Source organism: Streptococcus sp. KHUD_017 (genome assembly GCF_054861245.1).
Window position 1 is genome coordinate 174,293 of sequence record NZ_CM142175.1, and the last position, 13,168, is coordinate 187,460.

A 13,168-nucleotide genomic window follows, 5' to 3' on the forward strand; every position below is an offset into this window, starting at 1 on the left:
GTGTCAAATATTACTACAAGCTTATTTCAAGAAATGGTACAGGCTGCTTCAACTCGTTTGAACAAGCAAGCCGAATATGTCAATTCATTGAACGTCTTCCCAGTTCCAGATGGAGATACAGGAACAAACATGGGGATGACTATCGAAAATGGTGCTAAGGAAGTCGCAGACAAACCAGCTTCAACAGTTGGTGAGGCTGCAAGTATCTTGGCTAAAGGTCTTTTGATGGGTGCGCGTGGAAACTCAGGAGTTATCACTTCTCAACTTTTCCGTGGATTCTCACAAGCTATCAAGGAAAAAGATGAACTTACAGGTCAAGATTTGGCCCTTGCCTTCCAATCTGGTGTAGAAGTAGCCTACAAGGCTGTTATGAAGCCAGTTGAAGGAACTATCTTGACTGTATCACGTGGAGCTGCCATCGGGGCTAAGAAAAAAGCAGAGCAAACAGATGACGCAGTTGAAGTTATGCGTGCGGCCTTAGAAGGAGCTAAAGCAGCTCTTGCTAAAACTCCTGAAATGCTTCCAGTCTTGAAGGAAGTTGGAGTTGTGGACTCAGGTGGTCAAGGTTTGGTCTTCATCTATGAAGGTTTCCTTTCAGCTCTTACTGGTGAATACAGCGCTTCTGAGGACTTTGTTGCTACTCCCGCAAACATGAGTGAAATGATCAATGCTGAACACCACAAGTCTGTAGCTGGACATGTGGCAACAGAAGACATTACTTTTGGTTACTGTACTGAAATCATGGTTGCCCTCAAACAAGGCCCAACTTATGCTAAAGACTTTGACTACGAAGAATTCCGTAACTACTTGAACAATCTTGGGGATTCTCTACTTGTTGTTAATGACGATGAAATCGTTAAAGTTCACGTCCATACAGAAGATCCAGGACTTGTCTTGCAAGAAGGTCTTAAATACGGTAGCTTGGTCAAGGTTAAAGTCGATAACATGCGTAACCAACACGAAGCGCAAGTAGAAAAAGAAGCGCAAGTCAGCAAGCCAGCTGAAGAAAAAGAATATGCTCTTATCGCAGTAGTAGCTGGACAAGGCTTGGCAGACATCTTCCGTGCACAAGGTGTGGACTATGTCATCGAAGGTGGACAAACCATGAACCCTTCGACAGAAGACTTTGTCAAGGCTGTTGAGAAAGTCAATGCTCGCAACATCATCTTCTTGCCAAACAACAAAAATATCTTCATGGCAGCTCAATCTGCAGCTGAAGTATTGGAACAACCAGCTGTTGTAGTAGAAGCTCGTACAATTCCTCAAGGATTGACTAGCCTTCTAGCATTTGACCCAAGCAAGTCTATCGAAGAAAACCAAGAACGCATGACTGCGGCTCTTGGGGACGTTGTCAGCGGTAGTGTAACAACAGCCGTTCGTGACACGACTATCGATGGTCTAGAAATTCATGAAAATGACAATCTTGGTATGGTGGATGGTAAAATCCTCGTATCAAACCCTGACATGCACCAAACCTTGACTGAAACATTGAAACATATGTTGGACGAAGACAGTGAAATCGTAACTTTCTATGTTGGAGAAGACGGAAGTGAAGAATTGGCTAACCAAATTGCTCAAGAAGTCGCAGAAGAATTCGAAGATGTCGAAGTAGAAATCCACCAAGGTCAACAACCGGTTTACCCATATCTTTTCAGTGTGGAATAAAGATTAAATAATAGAAAAAAGAAAGTTGAGAAATCAACTTTCTTTTTTTGTGACATTTGTCATATTTCCTCATGACAGAAGCTTCTAGTGGCTCATGCTTCAAAGAATTATAATAGATGTATCAAATGGAGGAAGAAAAAAATGAAACATAAAGTAATTATCGCAATGAGTTTAGTAGCAGCAGGAGTCATGACTTATCTCATGTTCTCAGGATTGGACGAAGGCTTCTATCATTTTCCTTGGGAGTTATTTGCAGGATTTGGCATGATGTCTTGGTTAATCCGAGAAGGTTTGAAATTGGTCTCAGATGTGAAAAAGGAGCTTGAAAAATGAAACATAAAGTAATTATCGCAATGAGTTTAGTAGCAGCAGGAGTCATGACTTATCTCATGTTCTCAGGATTGGACGAAGGCTTCTATCATTTTCCTTGGGAGTTATTTGCAGGATTTGGCATGATGTCTTGGTTAATCCGAGAAGGTTTGAAATTGGTCTCAGATGTGAAAAAGGAGCTTGAAAAATGAAACATAAAGTAATTATCGCAATGAGTTTAGTAGCAGCAGGAGTCATGACTTATCTCATGTTTTCAGGATTGGACGAAGGCTTCTATCATTTTCCTTGGGAGTTATTTGCAGGATTTGGTATGATGTCTTGGTTGATCCGAGAAGGTTTAAAATTGGTCTCAGATGTGAAAAAGGAGTTTGAAAAATGAAAAAAGCGATTCTCTATCTTTTTATTGCACTATCACTAGTGGTATGGTTGGTCGAAATGTTTACAGGGTGGTTTGACCAAGCCTTCCTTCACCAAGTCATTCGTGGTGCCTGGAGTCTAGGATTTATGATTTTTATCGCCTTTCCGATGGGGAAGGAGTGGTTGAAAGGAGAATATCATGAACATGATTAAGGTAGAAAGCCTAAATAAAAGCATCAAGGGCAAGGCTATTTTGAAGGATATTTCCTTTGAGGTGGCTGAAGGCGAATGCGTCGCCTTGATTGGTCCAAATGGTGCTGGAAAGACAACACTCTTAGATTGTTTACTTGGAGATAAGCTAGTTACCAGCGGTCAAGTATCCATTCAAGGCTTGCCAGTGACGAGCTCTCAGTTAGACTACACAAGATCCTACCTCCCTCAAGAAAATGTAATCGTTCAGAAATTAAAGGTTAAAGAGTTGATTGCTTTCTTTCAAAGTATTTACCCAAATCCCTTAAACACTCAGGAGATCGATCAACTATTGCAGTTTGACAAGCAACAAAAAGAACAATTGGCAGAAAAATTGTCAGGTGGGCAAAAGCGTCTCTTTTCATTTGTCTTGACCTTGATCGGCCGACCAAAGCTTGTCTTTTTAGATGAGCCAACTGCGGCCATGGATACTTCAACCCGTCAACTTTTTTGGGAAATTGTTCAGGACCTAAAAGCGCAGGGAGTCACCATTCTCTATTCGTCTCATTATATTGAGGAAGTAGAGCATACAGCGGACCGGATTTTGGTCTTAAATAAGGGAGAGTTGATTCGTGATACGACACCTCTAGCCATGCGCAGTGAGGAGATTGAAAAGCACTTCATCCTACCTCTAGCTTACAAGGAAGTCGTCGAACAGTCTAACTTGGTTGAAAACTGGTCACAAAAACAAGATGCCCTGCAAGTAGTTACACGCGAAGCAGATGCTTTCTGGGAACTGTTAGTCCAGGCAGGCTGTAGGATACAAGAAATTGAAGTCAATAACCGTAGCTTGCTAGATACAATCTTTGAAGAAACACAAAAGGGAGATGACTAAGATGAAACGATGGATCGCACTAAACAAGATTGAATTTCTATTGACCAAACGACAACTAGTCTATTATCTATTATCCGTAGGGATGCCGACGGCCTTCTATTTATTCTTTTCAGGCATGTACCAGGATACACCAGGTGGGCCGGCTAATTTTATGCGCGACTACCTTATCTCCATGACGGCCTTTTCCATGATGTCGACAGCTATCTTTTCATTCCCAGTTGTTTTACATACCGATAAAATAAACAACTGGCAGAAAACATTACGCCATACTCCAGTAAATATGGTAGAATATTATCTATCAAAGATAACAAGTATGATAGTTGATTATTTGGTTTCAATCCTGGTTGTTTTCTCAGTTGGGCACTTGGTCAGAGGTGTGGATATGCCTTTAGGAAGCTGGATTGGGGCTGCGCTCTTGCTGATTGCGGGAAGTATAGCCTTTGTAGCGCTTGGCTTGATCCTGACACTCTTACCGTCTAGTCAGCTGATGTCTGTCGTGGGCAATCTCCTCTATCTAGGATTGGCTGTTTTAGGCGGACTCTGGATGCCCATCTCTTTATTTCCAGACTGGATGCAAGCAATCGGTAAGTGCCTGCCAACTTATCAGTTGATGGAGTTGCTCAAAACCTTCTTAAACGAGGGTGGCATCAATTTATCAGCCACAGTTTATCTACTTGTTTTTTCAGCAGTTTTATTTGGTTTGACTATTTACCTTCAAGGTCATAAGGAGAATTCTTAATGCTTGAAAGACTGAAAAGCATAGACTATATGTACTGGGCCAGTTTGATTTTTATGGTTTTTCCCATCGTTCCTGTAATGACTGGGGAAATTCCTAACTGGCATTTATTGATTGATATTCTATTTGTAGTGGCTTACTTAGGCGTTTTAACCACCAAGAGCCAGCGCTTATCCTGGCTCTGTTGGATTATCATGCTAGCCTATGTAGCTGGGTATACCGCCTTTGTTGGTGTAAATTATATCTGGTTCTTCTTTTTCCTTGCTAATCTCTTAATTTATCATTTTGGCGTACGTAGTTTTAATTCTTTACATGTCCGGACTTTTCTCCTTGCTCAATTCCTTGTTGTAGGGCAACTTTTGATTTTTCAGGAAGTTGAAGTTGAGTTTCTAGTTTATCTGCTTGGAATTCTTACTTTTGTCGATCTTATGACATTTGGATTGGTTCGGATTCGCATTGTCGAGGATTTGAAAAAAGCACAGGCCAAGCAAAATGCCCAGATAAATCTATTGCTTGCTGAAAATGAACGCAGTCGTATCGGTCAGGATTTGCATGATAGTCTGGGACATACCTTTGCTATGCTGAGTGTCAAGACAGATCTAGCCTTGCAGTTATTTCAGATGCAGGCTTATCCACAGGTGGAAAAGGAATTAAAAGAAATTCACCAGATCAGCAAGGATTCTATGAATGAAGTGCGAACCATTGTGGAAAATCTGAAATCACGGACCCTAGCTTCAGAACTTGAAACTGTCAAGAAGATGCTGGAGATTGCTGGGATTGAGGTTGAGGTTGACAATCAATTGGACAAGGCTAGTTTGACCCAGGATGTGGAGTCGACGGCTGCTATGATTTTGTTAGAACTGGCGACCAATATCATCAAGCATGCCAGCGCTAATAAAGCCTATCTAAAACTGGAACGTACAGATCAGGAATTACTCCTGACAGTCAGAGATGACGGGAAAGGTTTTGCAACTGTAAAAGGAAATGAACTCCATACAGTCCGTGACCGTGCTGCAGCCTTCTCAGGTAAAGTAGAACTGGTCAGTTTGAAAGATCCCACAGAGGTGCGCGTGCATCTGCCTTATAAGGAGAGAAAGTAGATGAAAGTATTAGTCGCAGAAGATCAAAGTATGCTTAGAGATGCCATGTGCCAGCTCTTAAGCTTTCAACCAGATGTGGAGGCCGTCTTGCAGGCGAAAAATGGAGCCGAGGCTATTGAGGTTTTGGGGAAAGAAGCAGTAGATATTGCTATCCTTGACGTCGAAATGCCAGTCAAGACAGGACTCGAAGCACTTGAGTGGATCAAACAAGAAGTGCCTGAAACCAAGGTGGTTATCGTTACGACCTTTAAACGGCCAGGTTATTTTGAACGAGCGGTCAAAGCAGGAGTTGATGCCTATGTCTTGAAAGAACGGAGCATCGCTGAGCTCATGCAAACCCTACATACGGTGTTAGAGGGACGTAAGGAATATTCCCCAGAGCTCATGGAAGTCATGATGACCCATCCCAATCCCTTGACCGAGCAAGAAGTCGCTGTTCTACATGGAGTTGCCCAGGGCCTGTCCAACCAAGAAATTGCAGATAAGCTCTACCTCTCAAACGGGACTGTCCGTAATTACATGACCAATATCCTCTCCAAACTAGGCGCCAGCAACCGAACCGAAGCAGCCAAAACTGCCGAAGAAGAAGGCTGGTTGTGAGGAAATAAAGAAAAACCTCCTGAATAAATCAGGAGGTTTTTCAAGAGTAGGAAAATTGTAAAATTCTAATATAAATCTTCAAGACTTCTGTATTCTATGACTTCGTTTTTTATGATACTCTTTTTGAATTCAAAATGATTCAAAGGATTATCGATTAACACTAGCTTTGGAATGTCATCTAGGTTAGTGACCAAGGATAAAATAAAATCTGATTGAAACTCTTTTGCTTTCTCAAATTCTCTGGCAGTCAAACGAATCCGTCCTTTAGGTTTTCGAATACCTTTAACTTCAGCAAGGTAAGAATGTTCTTGAACATCTACTTGGAAATCATATCCATCGCCATAAAGGCGGGCATCGGTTAATTGTCCACCTTGAAATTTTTCTTCTTTATCAAAATGGAGTATAAAGTAATTTTCTGCTTCCATTCCAGTTTCTTGTAGATGTTTGAATTTAGTTCGGACTATTGGCTTTTCAATGACTGCTATGCCTGTTTTCTTCCCTTCGCTTGCAAGTAGCATTTTAACGATTTCTGAAAAACTGTGAACATCTTCATTACCAAACATCATGTCAATTAAATCTTTTCTAAAACGGTAGACTTCAGCTTTTTGCCACCAGCCTTTTCTATTGTTATCAAAATAAGGGTCGAATAAATCCATTCTATTTTTAACTACCCCAGTTGTTTCTGCGATACCCAAAGAAACTATATAACGATAAAACTCAGATTTACTAGAGCATTGAAACTCTTTTATAAATAACTTATCAAATTTGGCAAGACCATAGCCAATTAAATTTAACAATTCATAATGAGGGTGTTTAGACATAACTTTCTCCATCAATAGATATTGATTTCATTATACCAAAAAAACACGGCATTCCGCCGTGTTTCTGTGTTTATTTCACCAACTTCTTCATCTCATCAATACGTGCGACGGTCGCGTCGTATTTGGCTTGGTAGTCGGCTTGTTTGTCGCGTTCTTTTTGGACGACTTCTGGTTTGGCATTGGCTACGAAGCGTTCGTTAGAGAGCTTCTTACCGACCATGTCCAGTTCTTTTTGCCATTTAGCGAGTTCCTTGTCGAGACGAGCGAGTTCTTCTTCGACATTGAGGAGGTCTGCGAGAGGCAAGTAGATTTCTGCTCCTGTGATGACGCTTGACATCGCGAGTTCAGGTGCAGGGATGTTTGATGCAATTTCCAAGTGCTCTGGATTTGTGAAGCGTTTGATGTAGTTGACATTGCTGTTAAAGAAGGCTTCCAAGTCACCATCGCTTGTCTTCACAAGGATGGTGATTGGCTTGCTTGGTGCAACGTTTACTTCTGCACGCGCATTACGAACAGCACGGATCAAGTCTTTGAGGCTTTCGACACCAGTGTGGGCAGCAAGGTCTTCAAAGGCTGGGTTAACAGTTGGGTATTCCGCTGTAACGATAGAGCCTTCTGAGATTTGCCCAAAGATTTCCTCTGTCACGAATGGCATGATTGGGTGAAGAAGACGAAGGATCTTGTCCAAAGTATAAAGGAGAACAGAACGTGTGATGACTTTCTCTTCTTCGTTATCGCTATAAAGGACTTCCTTGGTCAACTCAACGTACCAGTCCGCGAACTCGTCCCAGATGAAGTTGTAGAGGATGTGTCCAGCAACACCAAATTCAAACTTGTCAAAGTTTTCAGTGACTTTTCCGATGGTTTCATTGAGGTTGTGGAGAATCCAGCGGTCTGTGACATTTCCAGCTTCCTTGTTAACAACTTTTTCGACATTAGCCGTTGCTTGCTCAAGAGTCAAGCCTTCATTGTTCATGAGGATGTAGCGAGAGATGTTCCAGATCTTGTTGATGAAGTTCCAAGATGCATCCATTTTTTCGTAAGAGAAGCGCACGTCTTGCCCTGGTGCAGATCCGTTTGAAAGGAACCAACGAAGGGCATCGGCACCGTATTTCTCGATAACATCCATTGGGTCAATCCCGTTACCGAGAGATTTCGACATCTTGCGTCCTTGCTCGTCACGGATGAGACCGTGGATAAGGACATTTTGGAATGGTTGACGACCAGTGAATTCCAAAGATTGGAAGATCATACGAGACACCCAGAAGAAGATGATATCGTAACCTGTTACCAAGGTTGACGTTGGGAAGTAACGTTTGAAGTCTTCTGAGTCGACATCAGGCCAACCCATGGTTGAGAATGGCCAAAGGGCAGAACTGAACCAAGTATCCAAAACGTCTTCGTCTTGAGTCCATCCGTCCCCTTCTGGAGCTTCTTCGCCGACATACATTTCACCCTCAGCATTGTACCAAGCAGGGATTTGGTGACCCCACCAGAGCTGACGAGAGATTACCCAATCGTGGACATTTTCCATCCATTGGAGGAAGGTATCGTTGAAACGAGGTGGGTAGAATTCTACCTTGTCCTCTGTGTCTTGGTTGGCAATAGCATTTTTAGCCAATTGGTCCATCTTCACGAACCATTGCGTAGACAAGCGTGGCTCAACCACGACACCTGTACGCTCTGAGTGACCAACACTGTGGACACGTTTTTCGATTTTAACGAGGGCACCGATTTCTTCTAACTTAGCAACGACTGCCTTACGAGCTTCAAAACGATCCATACCTGCAAATTCGAAGGCCAAGTCATTCATGGTTCCGTCGTCGTTCATGACGTTGACTTGTGGCAAGTTGTGGCGTTGACCAACCAAGAAGTCATTTGGATCGTGGGCAGGTGTGATTTTCACGACACCAGTACCAAACTCAGGATCTGCGTGTTCGTCTCCAACGATTGGAATCAATTTATTAGCGATAGGAAGGACGACGTTTTTACCGATCAAATCCTTGTAGCGTGGGTCTTCTGGATTGACCGCAACGGCAACGTCCCCAAACATAGTCTCAGGACGAGTTGTCGCAACTTCAAGGGCGCGTGAGCCGTCTTCCAGCATGTAGTTCATGTGGTAGAAGGCACCTTCGACGTCCTTATGGATCACCTCGATATCAGAAAGGGCTGTGCGAGCTGCTGGGTCCCAGTTGATGATAAATTCACCACGGTAGATCCAACCTTTCTTGTAAAGGTCCACAAAGACCTTGCGCACGGCTTTTGACAAACCTTCGTCAAGAGTGAAACGCTCACGAGAGTAGTCTACAGAGAGCCCCATCTTGCCCCATTGTTCCTTGATAGTGGTGGCATATTCGTCTTTCCATTCCCAGACTTTCTCAAGGAATTTCTCGCGACCGAGGTCATAGCGGCTGATGCCCTCACCACGCAAGCGCTCCTCAACCTTAGCTTGGGTGGCAATCCCAGCATGGTCCATACCAGGAAGCCAAAGCGTGTCGAAACCTTGCATGCGTTTTTGACGGATGATGATATCCTGTAAAGTCGTATCCCAAGCGTGACCAAGGTGAAGTTTCCCAGTTACGTTTGGTGGTGGAATCACGATTGAATAAGGCTTAGCCTTTTTATCGCCTGAAGGCTTGAAAACATCTTCGTCAAGCCATTTTTGGTAACGACCAGCCTCAACCTCGGCTGGATTGTATTTAGGTGAAAGTTCTTTAGACATGTGTGTTCTCCTTAATTTAAATTGTTTTTAATATAATCAATTAGGTTCATATAATTTTCTTCCTCACTATTAGTATTTATAAAAATTTTGAATTCTATACTCATTATTAATACTGATATCAAAAGTGTGACAAGAGAACTATTTAAATCCATTTTTACATGAGGGATTACCCAATATAATAGCCCTTTTATACTATAATACATAGATAGAGAAAGTAGCATAATATAAATATTATTACGTATAAGCTTTTTTTTAAAGTTCCTAGTAACTTTTTCAAGATAGAATATACCAGCCACCATAACATAAGAGGATATTGCAAGAACTATACTTTGACTTAAATCGTTTATTTTAAAGAGTAGTAAGAGAGAATTGGATAAAGAGCCGATAATAAGAATAAAGTATATAAAACTACTAAAAACATCGACTTTTATTTCACGTTTTGATCTTTCCCAATCATATTTTAAAAGTATTTCTAGATATTTAGTTAATAATTTTACACTTTGATTTGAATAATCAAAATTATCAACCAACTCCCAAATGTGGCCATCATTCATGTAAAAGTTATATCTATCTTCTTTAGAGATATATCTCCCATACGGATTTAACTGTGTTTCAAGCCTTTTTATTGCAGAAAATCGATTATTTCCACCTAATAAATCAACTATAATTGACTTAATTTCTCTCCTCCACTCTGAACGCTCTTTAGTTATAAAATCAAGTTTATTCTTTTTGCTACTATTTATGAAGGTTAAAAATGCACTTAGGACAGCTCCTATACCAGCTCCACTGATCAGAGTAATAATCTGGCTTGTTTCCAATTTTTCACCTCGCTTTCGAAATTATTTAATAAGTCCCAACTGTTCGAAATTATCGAACAGTTTAACTAACAGTTATTACTGTCCTCCCACTCACTCTTCAGCAAGCCGTATCTCAAATCATCACAACGATTGCCCTGAGCATCTTTCCGGTCTCTTATCCGAGCTTCGAGGGTAAAGCCTAATTTTTCCGCGACTCGTTGACTTTGAAGGTTGTAACCAAAGCAAGACAATTCTATCTTGTGAAGTCCCAATTCTTTAAAAGCTAAATCAATCAAGGCACGCGCCGCTTCAGGAACATAACCTCGACCCCAATAGTCTGGGTGCAAGGTATAGCCAATCTCCAAAACATCGTCTTCGTGGCGATGATTGAAATCAACAGAGCCGATGATTGTATCAGTCCCTTTGACCACAATTCCATAGCCTGCTGGGAGATTGTCCTTTTGATTACGCTCGGGAAGGATATGATCTAGATAGTAAATCTCATCTTCCAAGGTCTTGACGGGTGGGAAGCCTGCTGGGTAAGAAACCTCTGGGAGACTAGCGTAGGTGTAAATATCCTCAGCATCCGCCACTGTACGGACTCGTAAGACTAGACGCTCTGTTTCGATTCGTTCAGGTAATGTTGCTCTTGTCATTCTTCTGCCTCGCTTTCTTGATAAAGCTCCCCATAGGGTCCACTCGGTCATCTAGATAACGATAAACACGCTGGTGGCCGTCCCCCATAAAGTAAGTCGGTGCAAAGCGGTCATTTATAAAATGCCCCTTGTCATCTAAGAGCTCTGGATCAGCCAGTCGTTCGAGAATCTTGGCAAAGATATGGCAGATGCCATCTTCCTCGATAATTCGATCTACCTGACAATCCAAAACGACTGGACAAGCCTCCAAAATCGGAGCCTGAGTCCGTTCAGAAATCTCATAGTCAAGCCCCAGGTGTTTCAATTTTTCCCGATGACTGATAAAGCCAGCCTGCTCCATCTCAAGCATGAGGTTTTCGTCAGGGATGTTCACTGTGAACTTCTGGTAATGCTTAATCTGGTTAGCTGCATTTTCCTCAGCACCAACACCGATGACCAGCCAATCGCCCAGACTATATGAGGAACTGCAGGTTGTGATATTGTACCCAAAGTTCTGGTCCTGATACCCTAAGATGAAGATAGGAAAACCATAGTAGAGTTTACTTGTTTTGAAAGATTGTTTCATGACAACCTCCTTTTGCTAGGCCGCAACAAAAAAATCGTCCCTGCCATCTACATGACAGGGACGAATGTGTTTATCCGCGGTACCACCCAATTTCGGGCAGAGCCCGCAACTTTAATCTTCTTGTTTCTCTTTTGTTATGACAGCTTAGTTCGCTTTGGCCTACTTTAGTACAGCCTGCAATTCGCTGCCTAGTCTTAAAAGGAAACAAAAAGATTTATATTTCAATTTTTAATTTCAACTCACTAGCAACCAGTTTTGACACATTTGTGGACTTCTCAGCTCCGCCACTTTCTGTAAAATGTGGGACTCAAAACACCTCTAATGGCTTTATTTTAACAAGTTTTTCACGGAAATGCAAGGGACAAGAAAGATTACTTGAACTTGATGCCGTTTTCTTTTAATTTCTTGATAGTAGCTGGACCGATTCCTTTCAAAGCAAGGAGTTCATTTTCTGTCCAGTTTTTGAAGTCAGCAGCAGACTTGATCCCTTCATCGTAGAAAGTTTTAGCACGGTCAAGTGGAAGTCCGCCTAGGTCAGCTGCGAAATCTTCAACAGAAGTTGTAAGCTTGTGGGCTTGCTCTTTAGTTGCTTCTACAGCTTTTTCTACTTGCTTAGAGACTGCTTTTCCTGCCTCACTTGCTGCTTTTTCAGCATGCTTCACAACTTTTTTTGTTTCTTCGACAACCTTGTTTACAGCATTTGAAAGTGCACCTGAGCGACGAAGGTTGTTTCTTAATTGTTTTTTACGTTGTAGTTTTTTTGACATGATAAGATCCTTTCAATAAAAAACCCCTGTGAATGAACAAGGATAAATCTTTATGTTTTATTGTATCAACTTTCTTTGGGAAATGCAAGGCTTGTTAGTTTAGAAAGATAGGAGTCCTATAGGGAATTCCGCCTTAGAATAAGAGAATATGATAGAAGAAAAGCGAAAAATATGGTATAATGAAACGATAGATTTTTGAATAGGAATACAATCATGTTTGGATTTTTAAAAAAAGATAAAGTAACAGAAACACCAGCAGTGGTGCCAGCACATATCGGAGTTATCATGGATGGCAATGGTCGTTGGGCTAAAAAACGGATGCAACCGCGTGTTTTTGGTCATAAGGCTGGGATGGATGCTTTGAGAACGGTAGCCATTGCTGCTAGTGATATGGGTGTCAAGGCTATGACTGTTTATGCCTTCTCTACTGAAAATTGGACACGTCCAGACCAGGAAGTCAAGTTTATCATGAACTTGCCTGTTGAATTTTATGATAAGTATGTCCCCGAATTGCACCAAAAGAACATGAAGATCCAAATGATTGGGGAAACCGATCGCTTGCCAAAACAAACTTTTGAAGCTTTGAAAAAGGCGGAAGAGTTGACCAAGTTGAACACAGGTTTGATTCTTAACTTTGCCCTTAATTACGGTGGACGAGCTGAGATTACACAAGCGGTCAAGTTGATTGCACAGGATGTTTTGGATGCTAAGGTGAATCCAGGCGATATTACGGAAGAGTTGATTGGGGAATATCTCTTTACAGGGCATTTGCCTAAGGTCTTGCGTGATCCGGACTTAATCATTCGAACGAGTGGGGAGCTTCGCTTGAGCAATTTCTTGCCTTGGCAAGCAGCTTATAGTGAACTTTATTTCACAGATGTTTTGTGGCCTGACTTTGATGAGGAAGCTTTGAAAGAGGCTGTTGCAGAGTATAATCGCCGCAATCGTCGATTTGGAGGAGTTTAGGA

At 41.8% G+C, this 13,168-nt stretch carries 16 protein-coding genes; 10 read left to right on the forward strand and 6 right to left on the reverse strand.

Annotated features, from left to right (window positions below):
- The 9 genes from ACVAMZ_RS00850 (at position 1) to ACVAMZ_RS00890 (ending at position 5,872) form a co-directional block, all read left to right on the forward strand.
- Entirely contained in the window at positions 1–1,665 is a 1,665-nt protein-coding gene (locus ACVAMZ_RS00850) for a DAK2 domain-containing protein (RefSeq protein WP_461684759.1), read from the forward strand.
- A gap of 141 nt (positions 1,666–1,806) precedes the next feature.
- Positions 1,807–1,998: a hypothetical protein gene (locus ACVAMZ_RS00855; protein WP_303943363.1), complete on the forward strand. Its 192-nt coding sequence runs from the start codon at positions 1,807–1,809 to the stop codon at positions 1,996–1,998.
- Positions 1,995–2,186 (forward strand): hypothetical protein, encoded by a 192-nt coding sequence (locus tag ACVAMZ_RS00860; RefSeq protein WP_303943363.1) that lies wholly within the window; start codon positions 1,995–1,997, stop codon positions 2,184–2,186. The genes ACVAMZ_RS00855 and ACVAMZ_RS00860 overlap by 4 nt, the downstream gene beginning before the upstream one ends.
- Positions 2,183–2,374, forward strand: coding sequence for a hypothetical protein (locus tag ACVAMZ_RS00865; RefSeq protein WP_004250552.1), 192 nt, complete (start codon positions 2,183–2,185; stop codon positions 2,372–2,374). Before ACVAMZ_RS00860 ends, ACVAMZ_RS00865 begins: the two co-directional genes overlap by 4 nt.
- A complete protein-coding gene (locus ACVAMZ_RS00870; protein WP_461684760.1) occupies positions 2,371–2,565 on the forward strand; it encodes a hypothetical protein in 195 nt (64 codons plus the stop codon). Before ACVAMZ_RS00865 ends, ACVAMZ_RS00870 begins: the two co-directional genes overlap by 4 nt.
- The gene (locus tag ACVAMZ_RS00875) at positions 2,552–3,436 is read left to right on the forward strand and encodes an ABC transporter ATP-binding protein (RefSeq protein ID WP_461684761.1); all 885 of its coding nucleotides are present in this window, start codon (positions 2,552–2,554) and stop codon (positions 3,434–3,436) included. The genes ACVAMZ_RS00870 and ACVAMZ_RS00875 overlap by 14 nt, the downstream gene beginning before the upstream one ends.
- Position 3,437: 1 nt before the next feature.
- A complete protein-coding gene (locus ACVAMZ_RS00880) occupies positions 3,438–4,175 on the forward strand; it encodes an ABC transporter permease (protein ID WP_461684762.1) in 738 nt (245 codons plus the stop codon).
- Positions 4,175–5,272 (forward strand): sensor histidine kinase, encoded by a 1,098-nt coding sequence (locus ACVAMZ_RS00885; RefSeq protein ID WP_461684763.1) that lies wholly within the window; start codon positions 4,175–4,177, stop codon positions 5,270–5,272. The genes ACVAMZ_RS00880 and ACVAMZ_RS00885 overlap by 1 nt, the downstream gene beginning before the upstream one ends.
- Positions 5,273–5,872: a response regulator transcription factor gene (locus tag ACVAMZ_RS00890; RefSeq protein WP_301392132.1), complete on the forward strand. Its 600-nt coding sequence runs from the start codon at positions 5,273–5,275 to the stop codon at positions 5,870–5,872.
- Positions 5,873–5,937: 65 nt separating this feature from the next.
- Here the strand turns inward: ACVAMZ_RS00890 and ACVAMZ_RS00895 are convergent, their stop codons facing one another.
- From ACVAMZ_RS00895 to ACVAMZ_RS00920, 6 genes are all read right to left on the reverse strand, one after another.
- A complete protein-coding gene (locus ACVAMZ_RS00895) occupies positions 5,938–6,693 on the reverse strand; it encodes a protein NO VEIN domain-containing protein (protein WP_461684764.1) in 756 nt (251 codons plus the stop codon).
- Between the two features lie 70 nt (positions 6,694–6,763).
- Positions 6,764–9,415 carry a valine--tRNA ligase gene (locus ACVAMZ_RS00900; RefSeq protein ID WP_461684765.1) on the reverse strand — a complete coding sequence of 884 codons (2,652 nt, stop codon included), beginning with the start codon at positions 9,413–9,415 and terminating at the stop codon, positions 6,764–6,766.
- Between the two features lie 11 nt (positions 9,416–9,426).
- Positions 9,427–10,233, reverse strand: coding sequence for a hypothetical protein (locus tag ACVAMZ_RS00905; RefSeq protein ID WP_461684766.1), 807 nt, complete (start codon positions 10,231–10,233; stop codon positions 9,427–9,429).
- Positions 10,234–10,298: 65 nt separating this feature from the next.
- Positions 10,299–10,868: a GNAT family N-acetyltransferase gene (locus tag ACVAMZ_RS00910; RefSeq protein ID WP_461684767.1), complete on the reverse strand. Its 570-nt coding sequence runs from the start codon at positions 10,866–10,868 to the stop codon at positions 10,299–10,301.
- Positions 10,846–11,433, reverse strand: coding sequence for a flavin reductase family protein (locus tag ACVAMZ_RS00915; RefSeq protein WP_461684768.1), 588 nt, complete (start codon positions 11,431–11,433; stop codon positions 10,846–10,848). Before ACVAMZ_RS00915 ends, ACVAMZ_RS00910 begins: the two co-directional genes overlap by 23 nt.
- Before the next feature lie 371 nt (positions 11,434–11,804).
- Positions 11,805–12,200, reverse strand: coding sequence for a helix-hairpin-helix domain-containing protein (locus ACVAMZ_RS00920; RefSeq protein ID WP_461684769.1), 396 nt, complete (start codon positions 12,198–12,200; stop codon positions 11,805–11,807).
- 213 nt (positions 12,201–12,413) lie between these two features.
- On the opposite strand from ACVAMZ_RS00920, the gene ACVAMZ_RS00925 reads away from it, so the two are divergent.
- Positions 12,414–13,166 (forward strand): isoprenyl transferase, encoded by a 753-nt coding sequence (locus ACVAMZ_RS00925; RefSeq protein WP_461684770.1) that lies wholly within the window; start codon positions 12,414–12,416, stop codon positions 13,164–13,166.
- The last annotated feature ends 2 nt before the right edge of the window (positions 13,167–13,168 follow it).

What these genes read in the sequence shown, in the direction of transcription:
- ACVAMZ_RS00920 (WP_461684769.1), bottom strand. Translation starts at nt 12,200, where the DNA reads ATGTCAAAAAAACTACAACGTAAAAAACAATTAAGAAACAACCTTCGT.
- ACVAMZ_RS00865 (WP_004250552.1), top strand. Translation starts at nt 2,183, where the DNA reads ATGAAACATAAAGTAATTATCGCAATGAGTTTAGTAGCAGCAGGAGTC.
- ACVAMZ_RS00880 (WP_461684762.1), top strand. Translation starts at nt 3,438, where the DNA reads ATGAAACGATGGATCGCACTAAACAAGATTGAATTTCTATTGACCAAA.
- ACVAMZ_RS00900 (WP_461684765.1), bottom strand. Translation starts at nt 9,415, where the DNA reads ATGTCTAAAGAACTTTCACCTAAATACAATCCAGCCGAGGTTGAGGCT.
- ACVAMZ_RS00910 (WP_461684767.1), bottom strand. Translation starts at nt 10,868, where the DNA reads ATGACAAGAGCAACATTACCTGAACGAATCGAAACAGAGCGTCTAGTC.
- ACVAMZ_RS00875 (WP_461684761.1), top strand. Translation starts at nt 2,552, where the DNA reads ATGAACATGATTAAGGTAGAAAGCCTAAATAAAAGCATCAAGGGCAAG.
- ACVAMZ_RS00925 (WP_461684770.1), top strand. Translation starts at nt 12,414, where the DNA reads ATGTTTGGATTTTTAAAAAAAGATAAAGTAACAGAAACACCAGCAGTG.
- ACVAMZ_RS00890 (WP_301392132.1), top strand. Translation starts at nt 5,273, where the DNA reads ATGAAAGTATTAGTCGCAGAAGATCAAAGTATGCTTAGAGATGCCATG.
- ACVAMZ_RS00895 (WP_461684764.1), bottom strand. Translation starts at nt 6,693, where the DNA reads ATGTCTAAACACCCTCATTATGAATTGTTAAATTTAATTGGCTATGGT.
- ACVAMZ_RS00885 (WP_461684763.1), top strand. Translation starts at nt 4,175, where the DNA reads ATGCTTGAAAGACTGAAAAGCATAGACTATATGTACTGGGCCAGTTTG.
- ACVAMZ_RS00860 (WP_303943363.1), top strand. Translation starts at nt 1,995, where the DNA reads ATGAAACATAAAGTAATTATCGCAATGAGTTTAGTAGCAGCAGGAGTC.
- ACVAMZ_RS00855 (WP_303943363.1), top strand. Translation starts at nt 1,807, where the DNA reads ATGAAACATAAAGTAATTATCGCAATGAGTTTAGTAGCAGCAGGAGTC.
- ACVAMZ_RS00915 (WP_461684768.1), bottom strand. Translation starts at nt 11,433, where the DNA reads ATGAAACAATCTTTCAAAACAAGTAAACTCTACTATGGTTTTCCTATC.
- ACVAMZ_RS00870 (WP_461684760.1), top strand. Translation starts at nt 2,371, where the DNA reads ATGAAAAAAGCGATTCTCTATCTTTTTATTGCACTATCACTAGTGGTA.